The organism is Pseudomonas sp. Irchel s3a18 (assembly GCF_900187535.1).
Taxonomy (GTDB): domain Bacteria; phylum Pseudomonadota; class Gammaproteobacteria; order Pseudomonadales; family Pseudomonadaceae; genus Aquipseudomonas.
In genome coordinates, this window is record NZ_FYDV01000014.1 from 64,320 (window position 1) to 83,861 (window position 19,542).

A 19,542-nucleotide genomic window follows, 5' to 3' on the forward strand; every position below is an offset into this window, starting at 1 on the left:
CCGCAAGGCCTTAGCCGGTATTGCGCAAACCGGCGGCAATCCCCGCCACAGACACCAGCAGCGCCTGTTCCACCGGGCTGCCCTGTGCCACGTCCTGCTGCCGGGAGCGGGCTAGCAACTCGGCCTGCAATAGATGAAGAGGGTCCAGGTACGTGTTGCGCAAACGGATGAACTCCAGGGTGTCTGGGCTATGGGCCAGTAGCTGCGACTGACCGGTCAGCCCCAACACGACCGAGCAAGCCTGCGACAATAGGTCGCGTAAATGCGCACCCAAAGGCAGCAAATCAGGCTCCACCAAACGCTCATCGTAGGACCGGGCGATGTCCGCGTCAGCCTTGGCCAACACCATCTCCAGCATGTCGATCCGGGTGCGGAAGAACGGCCATTGCTCACGCATCTGCGCCAGCAACTCACCCTCGCCACGGGCCAGCGCCTTGCTCAGCGCCGCTTCCCAGCCCAGCCAGGCCGGCAGCATCAAGCGGGTCTGGGTCCAGCCGAAAATCCACGGGATCGCCCGCAGGCTTTCGATACCGCCGGCACGGCGCTTGGCCGGACGGCTGCCCAGCGGCAAGCGCCCCAGCTCCTGCTCAGGGGTGGACTGGCGGAAGTACTCGACGAACTGCGGGTTGTCCCGGACCACGGCGCGGTAGGCGCTGACACCGTCGGCCGCCAGTTCGTCCATCACGCCTCGCCATGCCGGGGCAGGCGGCGGAGGCGGTAGCAAGGTCGCTTCGAGTACGGCCGCCAGGTAGAGGTTGAGATTTTGCTCGGCGATGTCCGGCAGGCCGAATTTGAAACGAATCATTTCCCCCTGTTCGGTGGTGCGGAAACGCCCCGCGACCGAACCCGGTGGCTGCGACAGAATCGCCGCATGGGCCGGGCCACCGCCGCGCCCCACAGTGCCACCGCGACCATGGAACAACAGCAGTTCAACTTGTTGTTCACGGCAGACCTCCACCAACCGTTCCTGCGCCCGGTACTGTGCCCACGCCGCCGCCGTGGTGCCGGCGTCCTTGGCCGAGTCGGAGTAACCGATCATCACCTCCTGCGGGCCCTGCAAGCGGGCGCGGTAGCCCGGCAGCAACAACAACTGCTCGATCACCGGCCCGGCGTTGTCCAGGTCGGCGAGGGTCTCGAACAGCGGCACCACGCGCATCGGCCGCTGTACCCCAGCCTCTTTGAGCAACAGTTGCACCGCGAGCACGTCCGAGGCCGCGCCCGCCATGGAAATCACATACGACCCCAGTGACGCTGCCGGAGCTGCCGCGATCTCACGGCAGGTCGCCAGGACTTCCGCGGTGTCGGCCGAGGGTTTGAAGTGCGTGGGCAACAGGGGGCGACGATTGTTCAGCTCGGTCATCAGGAAGCTGATGCGCGCCTCCTCGTCCCAGGCTTCATAGCGGCCAAGCCCCAGATAGTCGGTGATTTCGGTCATCGCCGAGCTATGGCGCGATGAGTCCTGGCGCACGTCCAGACGCACCAGGAACAGGCCGAACGTCACTGCCCGACGCAAGCAGTCCAGCAGCGGGCCATCGGCAATCACGCCCATGCCGCATTCGTGCAGCGACTGGTAGCACAGCTCCAGCGGATCGAGCAGGTCACGGTTGTTGCATAGCACGTCAGCCCCTGCCGGGGTCGCCGCCGCCAGCGAGGCCTGTGCCCACTGGCGGGTCGCACGCAGGCGCTCGCGCAGTTGCTTGAGCACCGCTCGGTAAGGTTCGGCACTGCTCCCCGCCTTGTCCCGTAAGGCAGCGCTGGCCTGCTGCATCGACAGGTCGGACGCCAATTGGTCGACATCTCGCAGGTACAGGTCCGCCGCCATCCAGCGCGCCAGCAGCAGGACTTCACGGGTAACGGCAGCGGTCACGTTCGGGTTGCCGTCCCGGTCACCGCCCATCCACGAAGCGAACCGAATCGGTGCGGCTTCCAGCGGCAAGCGCAGGCCGGTGGCGGCCAGTAAGGCCTGATCGGCCTTGCGTAGGTAATGGGGGATTGCCTGCCATAGCGAATGCTCGATCACGGCAAAGCCCCACTTGGCTTCATCCACCGGCGTGGGGCGGGTGCGGCGGATTTCTTCGGTGTGCCAGGCCTCGGCGATCAGGCGCTGCAAGCGCTGCCGGATCTGCTCGCGCTCGGCACTGGTCAAGTCGCGATGATCCTGTGCCGCCAGTTGCGCGGCGATCGCGTCGTACTTCTGGATCAGGGTGCGGCGCGCCACTTCGGTCGGGTGCGCGGTCAGCACCAACTCGATGTCCAGGCGTCCCAGTTGCCTGGCCAGCGCCTCCGCGCCATGCCCCTCGGCTCGCAGCCGCGCCAGCAGTTCGGGCAATACGCGCGCCTCGAACGGTGCCGGCTGCGTCTCCTCACGACGGTGAATCAACTGATACTGCTCGGCGATATTCGCCAGATTGAGGAACTGGTTGAACGCCCGCGCCACGGGTAGCAGGTCGTCTTCGCTCAACTGATTGAGGCTGGCGCTCAGTTGCGCGTCCATCGCGCCGCGTCGATCGGCCTTGGCACCTTTGCGGATCTGCTCGATCTTGTCGAGAAACCCATCGCCGTATTGCTCACGGATGGTGTTGCCCAACAACTCTCCCAACAGGTGAACATCCTCGCGCAAGCGTGCATCGATATCGGTCATCAGCAGTTCTCCAACGAATGGCGGAAGGCTTTTGAGGCTCCGGCGTAGAACCCCAAGAGTGCCGCCCATAGCCGGTTCTTACAAGCAGGCGACAAATCGGCGGTAAACCCTGTGGCTTGCGGCTAGTCTCATAAGTAAGCCATACCAGGGCTTGCCACCGGCCACGGCCGGACACTCATCACGCCCTGCCACGAGCAGGAAGCACATTGAGGTCATTATGAAAATCCGTGAACTGGCCCAGCATTGGGAAGAAACCGCCACAGGCCGCTTGACCGAGACTGGCTACACCCTTCACCTGGATGTCGAAACCGCTGCCCGCCTGGCGGCGCTCAGCGAAATGTACCCGAAACGGCGCCCCGAGGAACTGCTGGGGGAACTGATCGGCGCGGCCCTGGAAGAGCTCGAAGCGAGCTTCCCGTATGTGAAGGGCAAGCACGTAGTCGCGACCGATGAAGAAGGTGATCCGCTGTACGAGGACGTCGGACCTACGCCACGTTTCCTCACCCTGTCGCGGCAACATCTGCACCAATTATCGGCGACAAGCGACAAGCAGAAACACTGATGGACCGCTGTGGCGAGGGCACTGGCGCCCCCGCCACAAGGCTTCGCATCGCCGCCGTTATGGCTCGAGCTTCTGCGGGGTTTCCTGGCCCATGCAACGCACGGCCTTTTTCTTGGCGTTGATCAGCACACCGGTCAGGCCTTTCTGTTCGGTGTCGAACAACACCAGGACGCCATCGATGCATTGCGCGACTTGCGCAGCCGGCTCCAGGGAGACTTTGTAGTCTTCGCCTGGCACGGTCTTGAGCATGGTGAACTCGTTGAGCAGCAGCGCGTCTTCCGGTTTGGCAAAGTGCAGGTAGCCGTACCACCACAGGGCGGCGACGGTGCCCAGGATGCTGCAGATACCGGTGATGATCAGTGGGATGGCGTTACGTTCTTCACTCATTGCGGGCTCTCTGGAGGTTCGATTGCTGAATTCGGGGGTGCCGGGTAATTGGGGATCTCACCCAGGCGGCGCAGACCGTTGAAATGCTGCGGATCATCAAGAAAGCGCAGCATGACGCCTCGCCAGACCGGGTCGGCGAACGTCTGCACGTGGCCGCCCCGGGTCAACTGCAGCACCCTGGGCGGGGGCGCAGCTTGATACAGTCGGATGCCATTGGAAAGAGGCACGATCGGATCGTCGATGCTGTGGTAGATCAATTTCGGTACACCATTGATCTGCGGCATGGCGCTGAGCGCACTGTCACCGTCCGGCACCAGCCAGGACAACGGCACCTGAAACGGCCAGGTCAGCCACGAGGTACTGAGCGCAAACCGCCCGACTTCGCGGTAACTGGCGGGCACACCATCGAGCACCAACGCCTTGAGCTGGCGCTGACGCTGCGGGTGTTCGGCCAGGTAGTGCACGGTCAGCGCGCCGCCGAGGCTCTGGCCGAGGACGATCAGCGGCTTGCCTTTGACCTCCGGCGCCTTGTCCAGCCAGGTGAACGCCGCGTCGATGTCCTGATAGATCGCCGGCAGGCTCGGTTCGCCTTCAGACAAACCGTAACCGCGATAGTCCACCAGCAACACCTGGTAACCCTCTTTCGGCAACCAATAGCTACCGCCGAGGTGCATCGGCAGATTGCCGCCATTGCCGTGCAGGTGCAGCACCGTGCCTTTGACCTCGACACCCTGCTTGGCCGGCAACCACCAGCCATGCAGCCGAAGACCGTCGGCAGTGGTCAGGGTGACATCGCGGAATTCGAGCTCGGCCTTTTCCGGTGTGAACAACTGACCGGGTTCCGGATAGAACAGCAGCGAGCTGCAACCGCTCAAGGTCAGTAGCAGGCAGACGATGCCGAGGATTCTCATCCGTTGAAACCTCGCATAGAAGAGTTGATTTCGTGATGATCGTTCCCACGCAGAGCGTGGGAACGATCAGTCAAGCTCCCTCGCCACGGGCATCCTTATCAGTCACAGAATATTGGAGTAATCCGCTTCGATCCGGTCCAGGCTCAGGTGATTCAGGAAGTTGGAGAAGCACATCCAGGCCGACAGCGCGTTCATGTCACGGAACTGCTCCGGTAAGTACTTGGGCGGTTCCACCAGGCCTTCATCCACCAGCTGACGCAAGGTGCGCATGTCTTCCAGGGTGGTCTTGCCGCAAAACAGCAACGGGATCTGCTCGAGCTTGCCTTTACGCACGGCCAACTGAATGTAGTTGTAAACCATGATAAAGCCCTTGAGGTAGGACAAGTCTTTGGTAAATGGCAGGCCATTGGGCACCGAACCGCGGAACACCCGGCTCGCATTGCCATAACTTTCGGCCATCTCGAAACCTTGCTCGCGGAAAAAATCGAAGATCTGCAGGAAGTCCGCGCCCTCCTCGACCATGTGAATGGCCCGGGTACGGTTGGTCAGTTTGCGCAAGCGACTCGGGTAGGAGGCGAAGGTGATGATCTCCATCAGGATCGCCAGGCCTTCCTGGGTCACGGTCGAGGACGGCGGCCCCTTGGACAGGAAGGTGCAGATCGGCTGGTTCAGCCCGTTGAGCGTCGTGCCGACGTGCACCAGGCCCTCATGGACCTCCAGGGCGCGCACGTCACGGTCGTTGAACATCGCATCGGCGCGGATCTTGATGTAGTCGGCCCCCGCCGCTGCATCGGCAACGATACCGTCGGACTCAAACACCCGGATGGTTTCCTCGGTCTCACCGAACACCTTGTTCAAGCGGGTTTGCAGCAGGTGCACCGCCTCTTTGGCGGTGAGGATCTTCGGTTCGTCCTTCAGGTCGCCCCGGCCATCAATGTTGTTCAGGTAATCGGACATCATCAGGCCAAGGTCGGCCAGGGTCGGGTCACCGGCATGGAACGCATCGGAGGCGGCGCCATAGAGCTCCTGCGAGATCAGCCCGAAGTCTTCGGTGCCTCGGGCCTCGAGCATCCGCACCACCATGCGGTACTCCTTGCACATGCGCCGCATGATCTGCCCGACCGGACTGAACTGGCCCAACTGGCGGGTGATATCACGCTCGATGTTCTGAAACTCCAGCTTCACTTTGCTCGAGTCGAAGGACAGCGGCCGATTGAGGTAATAGTCACGGTCCACCGCCGGCATTTCCTTGCCTTTGGCCTTGAGGAAGCCTCTGCGGATGTTGTCGTCCCACTTCACCGCATCGAGGACGCGGATCGGCGTCTGCGCCAGCACTATGCGATCAGACAAGGTACGTATCGTCTGCTGGTAATCGTCCACCGGTTGCTCCCTTTGAAAACCGTAGCGTGCTGCGTTTATTGGGTTTTGACCCGCCGCTGGTAACGTGCGGCTTCGACAAATACATCGGAATTGGCCGGATCATCCAGGTAGGTAAACACTTGCTCCATGGGGCTGTTGACCAGCACACCCTCGCCGTCGTCGGTCTTGAAGGTTTCGCCCCCCAGGTGCTTTTGCCCGACCGCCTGGTTGATCAGGTCGAGATCGAGGTTATAGATCACCAGTTCGTCCTGGTCAGTGAGTTCGAAGCCGGCGATGGTGAAGTGACCGCCGTACTGGGCCGGCACCTTGGCCGAGACGTACCAGCGGTTGCCATGGCGCGAGACCGTGAACGGATAAGCCTCACGCTCCCTGGGGTTGGCCTTGAAGTAGCTGACAGCCTGGTAGCGACCTGGGCCGATGCGCGTCAGCTCCAGGTTCTGTGCTTCGCCCCAGGCGTTCTTGCTGGTCCATTTGCCGAGCAACGCTGCAGGCGCGGCCTCACTGGCGGGCAATGGTTCCTTGAACGAGACCAGGCAGCCGCTGAGCAGCAGGAACGACAGAGCGATCACGACTCGCCAGCACTTCATTCAATACTCCCTATGAATACACACCCGCCAATGTGGCAACGGTCCTGCTTACACCGAAGCCAGCACCAAATGCATGTACCGCGTGAGGATACCGAGCATTTCGGCTTCCGCCTGCGGCTCTGCCTCGTTGAGCAGGCCTTGATATTCCATCCGTCCGATAATCGCCGTCAACACTTTGGCATCCTGCTGTGGTTCACGCGAACCCAACACCTGGAAAAGCTGGCAGGTGCCTTGCAGGAGAATCTGTTGATGGGAGCGCACCAACAGCGCCAGGCGTGGATTGAGCAGCGCTTCCTGGCGGAACGCCTGCTCGGCCATCAAGTGTTCGCGACGGGTGGCCAGTTGGCGGTGAACATAGTCCGCCATCAGCCGCGCAATATTGTCGGCCAGTTGTGAGCGGGACTCAGGGCTGCCATCGCCACTGACCACCATTTCCCGCAGCAAGCCTTCGTTGTTCACCCACAGCTTGGCCATGTAGGCCGCACTGCGTTCCACGTATTGGGCGAAGGTATCGGTGAGCAGGTCATCGATATCCTTGAAATAGTAAGTGGTGGCCGACAGCGGCACGCACGCCTCGGCGGCCACGGCACGGTGACGCACGGCACGCACGCCATCACGCACGACAATACGCATCGCCGCGTCGAGAATTTCCTGTCGACGCTGTTCACTGCCCTGTCGGCTGGCCTTGCGGCCCTGGTACTGAACACTTTCAGCGACCGCAGTGGCGATGCCCGCTGCACCTTCTTGAGCAATTGCACGGTTCACGACAGGTATTCCTCTCTAATCTGCAAAAGTAACCAATTGATACATTTGTACCAGACAGGCAATAAAAAGCCGCCTGTTTTAGGCGGCTTTTTTACTGAAACGCTTACGCTTGCGGGCGCATGTGCGGGAACAGGATCACGTCACGGATCGATGGCGAGTTGGTCAGCAACATCACCAGGCGATCGATGCCGATCCCTTCACCGGCCGTTGGCGGCATGCCGTACTCCAGCGCACGCACGAAATCGGCGTCGTAGTGCATGGCTTCGTCGTCGCCGGCGTCCTTGTCGGCCACCTGCGCCATGAAACGCTCGGCCTGGTCTTCCGCATCGTTCAACTCGGAGTAGGCGTTGGCGATTTCACGGCCACCGATGAACAGCTCGAAACGGTCGGTGACGTTCGGGTTATCGTCGTTACGACGGGCCAGCGGCGACACTTCGAACGGGTACTGGGTGATGAAGTGCGGCTGCTCCAACTTGTGCTCGACCAGTTCTTCGAAAATCATCACCTGCAGCTTGCCCAGGCCTTCGAAGCCCAGCACCTTGGCGCCGGCTTTCTTGGCGATGGCGCGAGCCTTGTCGATGTCGTTCAGGTCGTCAGCGGTCAGCTCGGGGTTGTACTTGAGGATCGAGTCGAACACCGACAGGCGCACGAACGGTTCGCCGAAATGGAACACCTTGTCGCCGTACGGCACGTCGGTGCTGCCCAGAACCAGCTGCGCCAGTTCACGGAACAGTTCTTCGGTCAGGTCCATGTTGTCTTCGTAGTCGGCGTAAGCCTGGTAGAACTCCAACATGGTGAATTCAGGGTTGTGACGAGTCGAAACGCCTTCGTTACGGAAGTTGCGGTTGATCTCGAACACCTTTTCAAAACCACCGACCACCAGACGCTTGAGGTACAGCTCCGGGGCGATACGCAGGAACATTTCCATGTCCAGGGCATTGTGGTGGGTTTCGAACGGCTTGGCCGCAGCACCACCGGGGATGGTTTGCAGCATCGGTGTTTCCACTTCCAGGAAGTCACGCTGCATCAGGAAGCTGCGGATGTGGGCAATCACTTGCGAACGCACGCGGAAAGTCTGGCGCACGTCATCGTTGACGATCAGGTCAACGTAACGCTGGCGGTAGCGTTGCTCGGTATCGGTCAGGCCGTGGTGCTTGTCCGGCAGCGGGCGCAGCGACTTGGTCAGCAGGCGCACGTGGGTCATTTCAACGTACAGGTCACCCTTGCCGGAACGGGCCAGGGTGCCTTCGGCGGCAATGATGTCGCCCATGTCCCAGGTTTTCACCGAGGCCAGGGTGTCTTCGGACAGGGTCTTACGGTTGACGTAAACCTGGATCCGCCCGGTCATGTCCTGAATCACCATGAACGAGCCACGGTTGAGCATGATGCGACCGGCAACCTTGACCGGGATTGCAGCCTCTGCCAGCTCTTCCTTGGTCTTGTCCGCGTACTGCTTCTGCAGGGCATCACAGTAGTTTTCGCGGCGGAAGTCGTTCGGGAAGGCATTGCCCTTGGCGCGCTCGGCAGCAAGCTTTTCCTTGCGCAGGGCGATCAGGGAGTTTTCTTCCTGTTGCAGGGCTTGCGGGTCGAGTTCTAGGTCGCTCATGTCTTTAAAAATTCCATCACAGGTTCGTTGCCCCCGCCGATGACGGGGGACTTGAGGTCTTGACTGGCGGTTTACAGGCCCTGTTTCAGGCTGGCCACCAGGTATTCGTCGATATCGCCGTCGAGCACCTTGTCGCAGTCGCTGCGTTCGATGTTAGTGCGCAAATCCTTGATTCGCGACGCATCGAGTACATAGGAGCGGATCTGGTGACCCCAGCCGATGTCCGACTTGGTGTCTTCCAGTGCTTGCGAGGCGGCGTTACGTTTCTGCACTTCCTGCTCGTACAAGCGCGCCCGCAACATTTTCATCGCGGTGTCTTTGTTGGCGTGCTGGGAGCGTTCGTTCTGGCAGCTGACCACGGTGTTGGTCGGTACGTGGGTGATACGTACGGCCGAGTCGGTGGTGTTTACGTGCTGACCACCGGCACCCGAGGAGCGGTAGGTGTCGATGCGCAGGTCCGACGGATTGATGTCGATTTCGATGTTGTCATCGATTTCAGGCGACACGAACACTGCCGAGAACGAGGTGTGGCGACGGTTGCCGGAGTCGAACGGGCTCTTGCGCACCAGGCGGTGTACACCGATTTCGGTCCGCAGCCAGCCAAAGGCGTATTCGCCCTTGATGTGCACGGTAGCGCCCTTGATCCCGGCGACTTCACCGGCCGACAGTTCCATGATGGTCGCGTCGAAACCGCGTTTGTCGGCCCAGCGCAGGTACATGCGCAGCAGGATGTTGGCCCAGTCCTGGGCCTCGGTGCCGCCGGAACCGGCCTGGATGTCCAGGTAGGCGTTGTTGGCATCCATCTCGCCGCTGAACATGCGACGGAACTCGAGCTTTTCCAGGGACTCGCGCAGGCGCTCGACTTCGGCAGCGACGTCATCGACGGCGGCTTGGTCTTCTTCTTCGGCGGACATCAGCAGCAGGTCTTTGGCATCGGCCAGACCGCTGTGCATTTCGTCGAGGGTTTCGACGATCTGAGCTAGCAGCGACCGCTCGCGGCCCAGTTCCTGAGCGTACGACGGGTTGTTCCAGACATTCGGATCTTCAAGCTCGCGATTGACTTCAGTCAGACGCTCATGCTTTTGATCGTAGTCAAAGATACCCCCGAATAGTTTCGGAGCGCTCGGACAGGTCCTTGATACTGTTAAGGATCGGGTTGATTTCCATGGCGGGCAGCACTCGTTGGCGAACTTTTGAAAGCCGACGAGTATAACGTAATCAGGCCGTCACGGCAGCCCGCCTGGCGGCTTTAGCTACGAATGAACAGCCTGGTTCATTCAATCCCCACCTGATTGCGCCCATTGTTTTTGGCCTGGTACAACCCCTTGTCCGCCGCCGAGATCAATTGCCGGCTGTCACTGCTCGGTTGCGGGGTGATGGTCGAGAGCCCGATGCTGATGGTCAGGCAGCCTCCCTCGGCCGGCGCAATGTGCGGAATTTTCAGGGCCGCCACGGTCTGGCGCAGCTTTTCCGCCACCAGCCGGGCACCGCCCGGCGACGTATTGGGCAGCACCAACGCAAACTCTTCGCCACCATAACGGGCCGGCAGATCCGATGGTCGGCTGCTGGCCTCGCGAATCGCAGCAGCGACCTTGCGCAGGGCTTCGTCACCCTCCAGGTGGCCGAAGTTGTCGTTGTAGGATTTGAAATAGTCGACATCGATCATCAACAGCGACAGCTGACTCTGGTCACGCATGGCCCGGCGCCATTCCAGTTCCAGGTATTCGTCGAAGTGGCGGCGATTGGACAGGCCGGTCAGGCCGTCGGAGTTCATCAACCGTTGCAGCACCAGGTTGGTGTCGAGCAACTGCTGCTGGCTGACGCGCAACGCCCGGTAGGCGGCATCGCGCTGGATCAGCGTGGTGTAGGAGCGTGAGTGGTAACGAATGCGCGCCACCAGCTCGATGTTGTCCGGCAGCTTGACCAGGTAATCGTTGGCGCCGGCCGCAAAGGCCGCGCTCTTGATCAGGGGATCTTCCTTGGTCGACAGCACGATGATCGGAATGTCCTTGGTCGCCGGGTGATTGCGATACTCACGCACCAGCGACAAGCCATCCAGGCCCGGCATGACCAGGTCCTGCAGGATCACGGTCGGCTTGATCCGGATGGCCTGGGCGATTGCCTGGTGCGGATCGGCACAAAAATGGAAGTCGATGTTTTCTTCGCTCGCCAATCCACGACGCACGGCCTCACCGATCATGGCCTGGTCGTCGACCAGCAGCACCATGGCGGCATTTTCATCGGTTTTAAAATCGTCGAGCTGTAAATCATCCATGGGTATTCACCTGAATTACTACCTGGCCTGTTCCGTTGCTGATGTCGTTCATTTTGCAAAGATCTCCAGCAATCGTGGCGCTATTTTCTCCAGCGGGCGGATTTCCACAGCCGCATCGATGGCGGCGGCGGCTTTCGGCATGCCGTACACCGCACTGCTGTGCTGATCCTGAGCGATGGTCAGGTAACCCTGCTGGCGCATCAATTTGAGTCCTTGGGCCCCATCACGGCCCATGCCGGTGAGCAGCACACCCACTGCATCACCATTCCAGTAACTGGCCACGCTTTCGAAGAAAACATCGATCGAAGGTCGATAGATCTCGTTGACCGGCTCGGCGGTGTAGGCCAGCGTGCCATTTTTCAACAACCGAATGTGGTGGTTGGTGCCTGCCAGCAAAACCGTACCGTTTTGCGGTGGCTCGCCTTCCTCGGCCAGGCGGACGTTCAAACCGCTGGAACTGCCGAGCCACTCGGCCATGCCGGCGGCGAACACCTGGTCGACATGCTGCACCAGCACAATGGCGGCCGGAAAATCAGGGGGCAGCCCCTTGAGCAAGACCTCCAGTGCCGCGGGCCCTCCGGCAGACGAGCCGATGGCCACCAGGCGCTGACACTGCCCAGGGCTACGCTGCGGTACCGGGTTGGAGCGCACGCGATTGCCGCGGTCACCGATCAACCAGGCAATATTCAGAATCTTGCGCAGCAGCGGTGCTGCGGCTTCCTTCGGATCACCGGCCCCGAGTGCCGGCGTATCCACCACATCCAGCGCGCCGTGGCCCATGGCCTCGAACACCCTGTGGACATTCTGCTGGCGATCGACCGTGACAATGACGATCGCACAAGGTGTCTCGGCCATGATCCGGCGGGTGGCTTCGACCCCGTCCATGACCGGCATGATCAAGTCCATCAGGATCAAGTCCGGGGTCAACTCAGCACAACGCTGCACCGCCTCCAGGCCATTACCGGCCACCCACACCACCTGATGCGCCGGCTCGAACGCCAGGGCCCGGCGCAGGGCCTCCACGGCCATGGGCATATCATTGACGATTGCGATTTTCATGCCCGCGCTCCTCCTATGAGCTCAACCACCGCGTCGAGCAGGGCATCGTCGTGGAAACTGGCCTTGGCTAGATAATAGTCGGCCCCCGCTTCCAGTCCACGACGCCGATCCTCTTCGCGATCCTTGTAGGACACCACCATGACCGGCAGCGATTGCAGCCGGTTGTCGCGACGCAGCAGCGAGACCAGTTCGATCCCGTCCATGCGCGGCATATCAATATCGGTAATCAGCAGGTCGAAGTCTTCGGAGCGCAGGGCATTCCAGCCGTCCATGCCATCCACGGCAACGGCCACGTCATAGCCCCGATTGAGCAGCAGCTTGCGCTGCAGTTCACGCACCGTCAGCGAGTCATCGACCACCAGAATCCGTTTGCGCGCCACTTGCGCCGCCTGCTGGCTGTGGCGTGCGATCCGCTCAAGGCGCCCGGTGTTGAGCAGTTTCTCCACCGAGCGCAGCATGTCTTCGACATCGACAATCAACACCACCGAACCATCATCGAGCAGGGCACCGGCGGAAATATCCTGAACCTTGCCCAGGCGCTCATCCAACGGCAGTACCACCAAGGTCCGCTCACCGATAAAACGCTCGACGGCCACGCCGTACACCGCATCCCGTTCGCGAATGACCACCACCTTGAGCGTTGCCGGACTGGTCTGGCTCGCCGGTCGCTGCAGCAGCTGACTGGCCGCCACCAGGCCAACGTGCCGGCCTTCGTGCCAGAAGTGCTGACGACCTTCCACCTGAACGATTTCGTCCGGTTCCAGGTCGCACATGCGCTCGATGTGCGCCAACGGGAAGGCGTAGGCCTCTTCACCAACCTCCACCACCAGGCTGCGTACCACCGACAGCGTCAGCGGCACCTCGAGATGGAAGTGACTGCCCTCGCCCGCTTTCTGCTCCAGCACCACCGCGCCCCGCAGTTGGCGGACCATGTGCTGAACCGCGTCCAGACCGACGCCGCGCCCCGACACCTCGGTGACGGTGTCGCGCAGGCTGAAGCCGGGCAGGAACAGGAAGGTCAGCAGCTCCTCCTCACTCAGCTGTGCGGCGGTCTCGCTCGGCGATAACTGACGCTCGACAATGCTGCGCCGGACCCGCTCCAGGTCCACGCCATTGCCGTCATCGCTCAACTCCAGCACCAGCAACCCGGCCTGATGAGAGGCGCGCAAGCGAATCAGGCCTTCGGCCGGTTTACCGGCCAGCAACCGCTGCTCGGGCATTTCGATGCCGTGATCGACAGCGTTACGCAACAAATGGGTCAGCGGGGCTTCCAGCTTTTCCAGGACGTCGCGGTCGACCTGGGTTTTCTCGCCGTCGATCTCCAACCGGACCTGCTTGCCCAGGCTGCGGCCCAGGTCGCGCACCATCCGCGCCTGGCCAGTGAGCACATCGGCAAAAGGCCGCATACGACAAGCCAGCGCCGTGTCGTACAGGACCTGGGCACGCTGGCTGGCCTGCCAGGCGAACTCATCGAGTTCGGCGGTTTTCTCGGCCAGCAGTTGCTGGGACTCGGCCAGCAGCCTCCGTGCATCACCCAGTGCCTCTTGCGCCTCAAGGCCCAGAGCCTGCTCTTTGAGGTGGACGTTGAGGCTTTCGAGGGCACGCAGGCTATTGTTCTGTATGCGCTTGAGACGCTGCATCGTCGACAGGTAGGGTTTCAGGCGCTGGGTTTCCACCAGCGACTTGCTGGACAGATCGAGCAAGCTGTTGAGGCGTTCGGCCGTGACCCGCAATACCCGCTCACCACTCTCGGTGACGCGCTTGGTCTTGTGCACAGCCTCCCCCGGCGTGGCCAGCGATGACGCGGCGTCTGGCGACTCAAGCGCTGGCGCTGACGGCGCTGGGGGGTCGAGTTGCAACTCGGCCATCGGCGCAGTGGCCGATAACAGGGTTTGCGCCATGACCGGCGCCGCCACCGCGGCGGGGTCAAGCAACCGTCCCATCAACGCCACGTAGGCATCAATGTCGTTCGGTCCTATATTGGCGCTGCCCGGCGTGGCAATGCGCATCAACAGATCGGTGCCTTGCAGCAAGGCATCGATGTGCTCCGGACGCAGGAACAGTCGCCCCTCCTGGGCACTGACCAGGCAATCTTCCATGACGTGGGAAACACTGACCCCGGCATCCACGCCGACAATCCGCGCGGCGCCCTTGAGCGAATGGGCCGCGCGCATGCAAGCTTCCAGATGATCGGCCTGGGTCGGGTCGCGCTCCAGCGCCAGCAGGCCGGCGCTGAGGACCTGGGTCTGGGCTTCGGCCTCGAGACTGAACAGCTCCAGCAATGAGGCGTCGCGCATTTGATCTGGGGTCATGTCAGGCTCCGGGTCACGGCGGACAACAACTGCTCTTCGTCCAGCCAGCGCAAACTACGCCCCCTGAAGGGCAGCACGCCCCGGGTGTACCTGGCGCCGGCCTGCAGCCCCGAACGGGAAGCGCTGTCGAGGATCCGCTCATCGATGGCGTGAATCCCGTCCACCTCATCCACCGGTACCACCACCGGGCCACCGTGTGCCGCGATGATCAGCATGCGCGGCATGACCCGTGCGGTTGACGCCACGCCCGCGGTGACTTCCAGCTCCAGCAACTGCGCCAGCGACAGGCAGGCCACCAGCGCACCTCGCACATTGGCAACCCCCATCAGGGCGCGCGAACGTTGATGAGGCAAGGAATGAATCGCCTGCAAGGGCGCCACTTCCACCAGGCTGCGGGTACTCAGCGCCAGCCATTCTTCGCCCAGGCGGAACATCAGCAACGAACGCGTGACGACATCCGCCTCGACGGCGGCAGACGAATGGGCCTCATCGTCTTGCTGCAGGGCATAACGATCCAGCAAACGCGTGGCCGAGGCGGAGTACACCGCACAGTTACGGCAATGGATATGTTCGGACAGCAATGGGCAGGACTTGTCGCCGTGAATACCGATGCGGTTCCAGCAGTCGTCGATGGCCTGGGCATCTTCATGGGTCACGTTCAATGAAACAGAACCGGTCATCGTTTACGCTCACTGTCAGCGGTACGTTCGTTGCGGGCGGCACGCTCCTGCATGCGACGGGCGCCCGCCGCATCGCCCTGGGATGCCAGCAATGCCGCCAGGTGCATCAAGGCCTCCGGGTGTTGCGGCTCCAGGTACAACGCCTTGCGGTAGTAACCCTGGGCTTCCAGCACGCTGCCGGCGACATCGCTGAGCAGCCCCAGCCAATAGAACACCTGCGCCACCGGCCCGTGGCCGCGTAAATAGTCTTCGCAAGCCGCTCGCGCCTCGAGGCTCTTGCCTTCGTTGGCCAGGGTCGCAATGTTCGCCAACAGCGCCGCGGCATCATTGCTCGGCGTTTTCTCAAGGCTGCGCGGCGCCGCGGGTGCAGGAGCTTGCGTGGCGAAAGGGCGACTGCGAACCGTCGGCGGCGCAGTGTTACGCACGGGCAAACTGACGGGCAGCGGTGGCGCGATAAAGGCCGGCGACTCGGGTTCAGGGGCACTGTGACGACTGAAGGCAAACGACTGGGCGATCCCGATTGAGCGCATGCCCAGACGCCCCAGCAGACTGCCTTCGGCCGGACCGATAAACAGCACGCCGTCCTCATGGGTCAGGCGCTTGAGCACTTGAAAAACCTGCTGCTGGGTGGGCTGGTCGAAATAGATCAGCAGATTGCGGCAAAACACGAAGTCATAGGGTGCTTCATTGGCCAGCAGCGTCGGGTCCAGCAGATTCCCCACCTGCAGGCGCACTTGCTCGCGCACTCGCTCACTGAGGTGATAGCGCTCGCCTTCGACAGTGAAATGTCGCTCGCGAAAATCCATGGGCTGCCCGCGAAAGGAGTTCCTGGTGTAGCACGCACGCTTGGCTCGCTCGACCGACAGCGGGCTGACATCCAGGCCTTCGACCTTGAACTGATGGGGCGCAAGCCCGGTATCGAGCAACGCCATGGCGATCGAGTAAGGCTCCTCGCCGGTGGAACACGGCAGGCTGAGAATCCGCAACGCACGCATGCCCTTGATCTCGGCCAGGCGTTTGGTCGCCAGCTTGGCCAGGGTAGCAAAGGACTCCGGGTAGCGGAAAAACCAGGTTTCGGGAACGATCACCGCTTCGATCAGCGCTTGCTGTTCCTCGCGTGAACCTTGCAGGTGGTGCCAGTACTCATCGGAGGTTTCCACCTGCTGCGCTGCCGTGCGCTGGCGCACCGCGCGCTCGATGATCGCCGGCCCGACCGAACTCACGTCCAGACCGATGCGTTCCTTGAGGAAGTCGAAAAAACGCTGGTCGCTGCTCATGCGCCTTCCTCGAGCATCGCCAGATCCAGGGGTGGCGATGGAAACAGCAGCGCCCGAACCTGCGCGTCCAGCAGGTCCGCCACCCGCACCCATTGCAACAACCCCCGGGCATCTTCGCGCACCGGCCCCAGATAAGGCGCCTGGCGGTTGTCCAGGCCATAGGGCTGGAACTCCTGGGGATCGCAACGCAGGGTATCGGTGGCCTGTTCAAGAATCAGACCCAGCAGTTGCGCGGGTTCCGTCTCGTCCGGCCGATAGTGCACCAACACCAGGCGTGTACTGGTGCGTGCCTGGGCCGGCTGGCCGAACGCCAGGGCCCCCACATCGATCACCGGCACGATCAGGCCGCGATAGGCAAACACGCCGGCGACCCACTGCGGGCTCCTGGCGATGGGTTTGAGCGGCAGGCAGGGCAGCACTTCCGCCACCTCGACCGCTTGCACGGCATAACGCTCCTCACCGATGCGAAACACCAGGAACAGCGACTGCTTCGGTGCCACGCCAGCGCCCCGTTTGACCACGAGCTCGCTCATCAGACTTTGAATCGCGAGACGCCGCTGCGCAGCCCGACGGCCACCTGGCTCAGCTCGTCGATGGCGAAACTGGCCTGACGCAGGGACTCGACCGTCTGGCCGCTGGCATCGCCCAACTGCACCAGCGCATGATTGATCTGCTCGGCACCCGTGGCCTGGGCCTGCATGCCTTCGTTGACCATCAACACCCGAGGCGCCAGCGCCTGAACCTGATGAATGATCTGCGACAACTGCTCGCCGACCTGCTGCACTTCGGACATGCCGCGGCGCACTTCTTCGGAGAACTTGTCCATCCCCATCACGCCGGCCGACACCGCGGACTGGATCTCGCGCACCATTTGCTCGATGTCATAGGTCGCGACAGCCGTCTGGTCAGCCAGGCGCCGGACTTCGGTGGCCACCACGGCAAAACCGCGCCCGTATTCACCGGCCTTTTCCGCTTCGATCGCCGCGTTGAGCGACAACAGGTTGGTCTGGTCGGCGACTTTGACGATAGTCACCACCACCTGATTGATGTTGCCGGCCTTCTCGTTGAGGATCGCCAGCTTGGCGTTGACCAGATCCGCGGCGCCCATCACCGAATGCATGGTGTCTTCCATGCGCGCCAGCCCTTGCTGACCGGAGCCGGCCAGCACCGAAGCCTGGTCGGCCGCCGTGGACACCTCGGTCATGGTGCGTACCAGGTCGCGGGAGGTCGCTGCGATTTCCCGCGAGGTGGCGCCGATTTCCGTGGTGGTCGCGGCGGTTTCAGTGGCGGTGGCCTGCTGTTGCTTGGAGGTCGCGGCAATTTCCGTCACCGAGGTGGTGACCTGTACCGAGGAGCGCTGTGCCTGGGACACCAGCGAGGTCAACTCGGTCATCATGTCGTTGAAGCCGGTTTCCACCGCCCCGAATTCGTCATTGCGATCCAGGTTCAGGCGATTGCTCAGGTCTCCGGTGCGCATGGTTTCGAGGATATTCACGATGCGGTTCATCGGCGACATGATCGCGCGCATCAGCAGCAGACCACAGAGCCCGGCGACGACGATCGCCACCAGCAGCGACAGGCCCATGCTGATTTTTGCCGCAACCACGGCATCGTCGATGGCCGCCGTGGCATGGTCGGCCACGACCTTGTTCTCGCCGATGATCTCATTGAGCTTCACACGACCTGCAGTCCAGGCCGGCGTCAGTTGTTCGGTGAACATTTTGGTCGCTTCGGCTTCCTTGTTGTTCTTATGCAACTCCAGGACCGAAGCCAGAATGATGGCGTAGTTCTGGTGCGCCTTCTCGAACAAGTCGAATTCCTTGCGGTCCTCGCTGCCATGAATGGTGGCGGCGTAGTCAGCCATCAGCGTTTGAAGATGCTGCTCATAAGATTCGAACTCGGCGACATTTTCCGCAGTGACGCCCTGCCCCTCCTCCAGGCCCAGCATTTTCTGAGTCTGCAAATAGCTGTCGACCCAGGCGCTGCGAATCATCGAACTGTAGTAAAGCCCGGGCACCGCATCGTCACGCACGCTGTTTTCACTGGCCTCGATCTTCAGCAACCGTGAATAGGAGACAACAACCATCAGGAACATGATGGTGATGATCACCGCAAAACTCGCCAATATGCGTTGGCGTAACGTCCAGTTCTTCACAGTCAGTCCTCGGGGCCATTCAAATGCTGGGGAGTATAGCCGAGGGCGCGCCACGAATAATCAGCGGTTGCGCACTGCGTCTCATCCCGGGCGAAAACCCTTGAATGCACCGGGACAGCTACTCTCCGCCAGACAAGCCACGGGCTGCCAGCGATAGTTGTGTAGAAACAGGCTGTGGATTGGCCATTGAGGACGGCATCCCCCAATGGCCACGCTTTCCACGGGCAGTGAGTTCAGGCAGGCACGGCCGTCAGACCTGCGCCAGGCGCACCTGCCGCTCCAGTTCGGCCTTGAGCCCCGGTTCCAGCTTGAGCTGGCGTGCCAGTTCGTCGAGGTAGGATTTTTCCATGAAGCTCTCTTCGTCCACCATCATCACACTGGCGATGTACATCTCGGCCGCCATTTCCGGGGTGCTGGCAGCGCGCGCGACGTCGGCCGGGTCGAGTGGCTTGTTGAGTTCGGCGTGCAGCCAATGCTGCAGTGCCTGATCGTTGTCCAGCCGGGTGAATTCGCCTTCGATCAGCGCACGCTCGCGCTCGTCGACATGACCATCGGCCTTGGCCGCCGCCACCAGCGCCTTGAGGATGGCCTGGCTATGCTCCTCGACCTGCGCGGGCGGCAAGCGGTCAAGGGTTTGTGGGGCGGAGTGTGGCGCCGTGCCCTGCTGGGCCTGCCAGTTGCCATAAGCCTTGTAGGCCAGGACGCCCAAGGCCGCGAGACCACCATAGGTCACTGCCTTGCCGCCATACTTGCGAGCCTTCTTGCTGCCCAACAGCAGGCCCATGGCACCGGCGGCCAACGCACCGCCGGTGGCGCCGGACAACAGACTGCTCAATCCGCTGGAGCCTGAAGCATTACGCTGAGGGGTGCCGGTCTTGTTCTGCAACATATCCTGACCGGACTTGAGTAGCTGATCGAGCAAACCACGGGTGTTCATGTGCAGCC

The 19,542-nt window shown here is 61.9% G+C and carries 17 protein-coding genes; 1 reads left to right on the forward strand and 16 read right to left on the reverse strand.

All coding sequences use genetic code 11. The annotated features are described in order from the left end of the window. Positions 1 to 10: 10 nt before the first annotated feature. On the reverse strand, positions 11 to 2,641 hold the full coding sequence (gene ppc / locus CKW29_RS18645; protein WP_095146511.1) for a phosphoenolpyruvate carboxylase: 2,631 nt from the start codon (positions 2,639 to 2,641) through the stop codon (positions 11 to 13). A gap of 217 nt (positions 2,642 to 2,858) precedes the next feature. On the opposite strand from ppc, the gene CKW29_RS18650 reads away from it, so the two are divergent. After that, positions 2,859 to 3,203 carry a pilin assembly protein gene (locus tag CKW29_RS18650; protein ID WP_095146510.1) on the forward strand — a complete coding sequence of 115 codons (345 nt, stop codon included), beginning with the start codon at positions 2,859 to 2,861 and terminating at the stop codon, positions 3,201 to 3,203. 57 nt (positions 3,204 to 3,260) lie between these two features. Here CKW29_RS18650 and CKW29_RS18655 read toward each other — a convergent pair whose 3' ends face one another. From CKW29_RS18655 to CKW29_RS18725, 15 genes are all read right to left on the reverse strand, one after another. Beyond that, positions 3,261 to 3,590 (reverse strand): hypothetical protein, encoded by a 330-nt coding sequence (locus tag CKW29_RS18655; RefSeq protein ID WP_095077513.1) that lies wholly within the window; start codon positions 3,588 to 3,590, stop codon positions 3,261 to 3,263. After that, on the reverse strand, positions 3,587 to 4,501 hold the full coding sequence (locus tag CKW29_RS18660) for an alpha/beta hydrolase (RefSeq protein ID WP_095146509.1): 915 nt from the start codon (positions 4,499 to 4,501) through the stop codon (positions 3,587 to 3,589). The genes CKW29_RS18655 and CKW29_RS18660 overlap by 4 nt, the downstream gene beginning before the upstream one ends. A gap of 102 nt (positions 4,502 to 4,603) precedes the next feature. After that, on the reverse strand, positions 4,604 to 5,881 hold the full coding sequence (locus CKW29_RS18665; protein ID WP_095146508.1) for a flavohemoglobin expression-modulating QEGLA motif protein: 1,278 nt from the start codon (positions 5,879 to 5,881) through the stop codon (positions 4,604 to 4,606). 35 nt (positions 5,882 to 5,916) lie between these two features. Continuing rightward, positions 5,917 to 6,468, reverse strand: a complete 552-nt coding sequence (locus tag CKW29_RS18670) for a hypothetical protein (RefSeq protein ID WP_095146507.1) — start codon at positions 6,466 to 6,468, stop codon at positions 5,917 to 5,919. 48 nt (positions 6,469 to 6,516) lie between these two features. Beyond that, the gene (locus CKW29_RS18675; RefSeq protein ID WP_095146559.1) at positions 6,517 to 7,221 is read right to left on the reverse strand and encodes a TetR/AcrR family transcriptional regulator; all 705 of its coding nucleotides are present in this window, start codon (positions 7,219 to 7,221) and stop codon (positions 6,517 to 6,519) included. 115 nt (positions 7,222 to 7,336) lie between these two features. Next, on the reverse strand, positions 7,337 to 8,839 hold the full coding sequence (gene lysS, locus CKW29_RS18680; RefSeq protein ID WP_095146506.1) for a lysine--tRNA ligase: 1,503 nt from the start codon (positions 8,837 to 8,839) through the stop codon (positions 7,337 to 7,339). A 71-nt stretch (positions 8,840 to 8,910) separates the two neighbouring features. Next, a protein-coding gene (gene prfB / locus CKW29_RS18685; protein WP_141234461.1) for a peptide chain release factor 2 occupies positions 8,911 to 10,006 on the reverse strand; the annotation gives its coding sequence in 2 pieces (ribosomal slippage) (positions 8,911 to 9,933 and positions 9,935 to 10,006; 1,095 coding nt in all). Between the two features lie 106 nt (positions 10,007 to 10,112). Next, entirely contained in the window at positions 10,113 to 11,114 is a 1,002-nt protein-coding gene (locus CKW29_RS18690; RefSeq protein WP_095148925.1) for a PleD family two-component system response regulator, read from the reverse strand. A 48-nt stretch (positions 11,115 to 11,162) separates the two neighbouring features. Next, positions 11,163 to 12,173 carry a chemotaxis response regulator protein-glutamate methylesterase gene (locus CKW29_RS18695; RefSeq protein WP_095148926.1) on the reverse strand — a complete coding sequence of 337 codons (1,011 nt, stop codon included), beginning with the start codon at positions 12,171 to 12,173 and terminating at the stop codon, positions 11,163 to 11,165. After that, the gene (locus CKW29_RS18700; RefSeq protein WP_095146503.1) at positions 12,170 to 14,485 is read right to left on the reverse strand and encodes a hybrid sensor histidine kinase/response regulator; all 2,316 of its coding nucleotides are present in this window, start codon (positions 14,483 to 14,485) and stop codon (positions 12,170 to 12,172) included. The genes CKW29_RS18695 and CKW29_RS18700 overlap by 4 nt, the downstream gene beginning before the upstream one ends. After that, positions 14,482 to 15,165, reverse strand: a complete 684-nt coding sequence (locus tag CKW29_RS18705) for a chemotaxis protein CheW (protein WP_095146502.1) — start codon at positions 15,163 to 15,165, stop codon at positions 14,482 to 14,484. Before CKW29_RS18705 ends, CKW29_RS18700 begins: the two co-directional genes overlap by 4 nt. Further along, positions 15,162 to 16,442 carry a protein-glutamate O-methyltransferase CheR gene (locus CKW29_RS18710; RefSeq protein ID WP_095146501.1) on the reverse strand — a complete coding sequence of 427 codons (1,281 nt, stop codon included), beginning with the start codon at positions 16,440 to 16,442 and terminating at the stop codon, positions 15,162 to 15,164. Before CKW29_RS18710 ends, CKW29_RS18705 begins: the two co-directional genes overlap by 4 nt. Beyond that, complete coding sequence (locus CKW29_RS18715) at positions 16,439 to 16,975, reverse strand: chemotaxis protein CheW (RefSeq protein WP_095146500.1); 537 nt, start codon at positions 16,973 to 16,975, stop codon at positions 16,439 to 16,441. Before CKW29_RS18715 ends, CKW29_RS18710 begins: the two co-directional genes overlap by 4 nt. After that, entirely contained in the window at positions 16,975 to 18,597 is a 1,623-nt protein-coding gene (locus CKW29_RS18720; protein WP_095148927.1) for a methyl-accepting chemotaxis protein, read from the reverse strand. The genes CKW29_RS18715 and CKW29_RS18720 overlap by 1 nt, the downstream gene beginning before the upstream one ends. 250 nt (positions 18,598 to 18,847) lie before the next feature. Continuing rightward, positions 18,848 to 19,534 carry a tellurite resistance TerB family protein gene (locus CKW29_RS18725; protein WP_095146498.1) on the reverse strand — a complete coding sequence of 229 codons (687 nt, stop codon included), beginning with the start codon at positions 19,532 to 19,534 and terminating at the stop codon, positions 18,848 to 18,850. Positions 19,535 to 19,542: the final 8 nt, after the last annotated feature.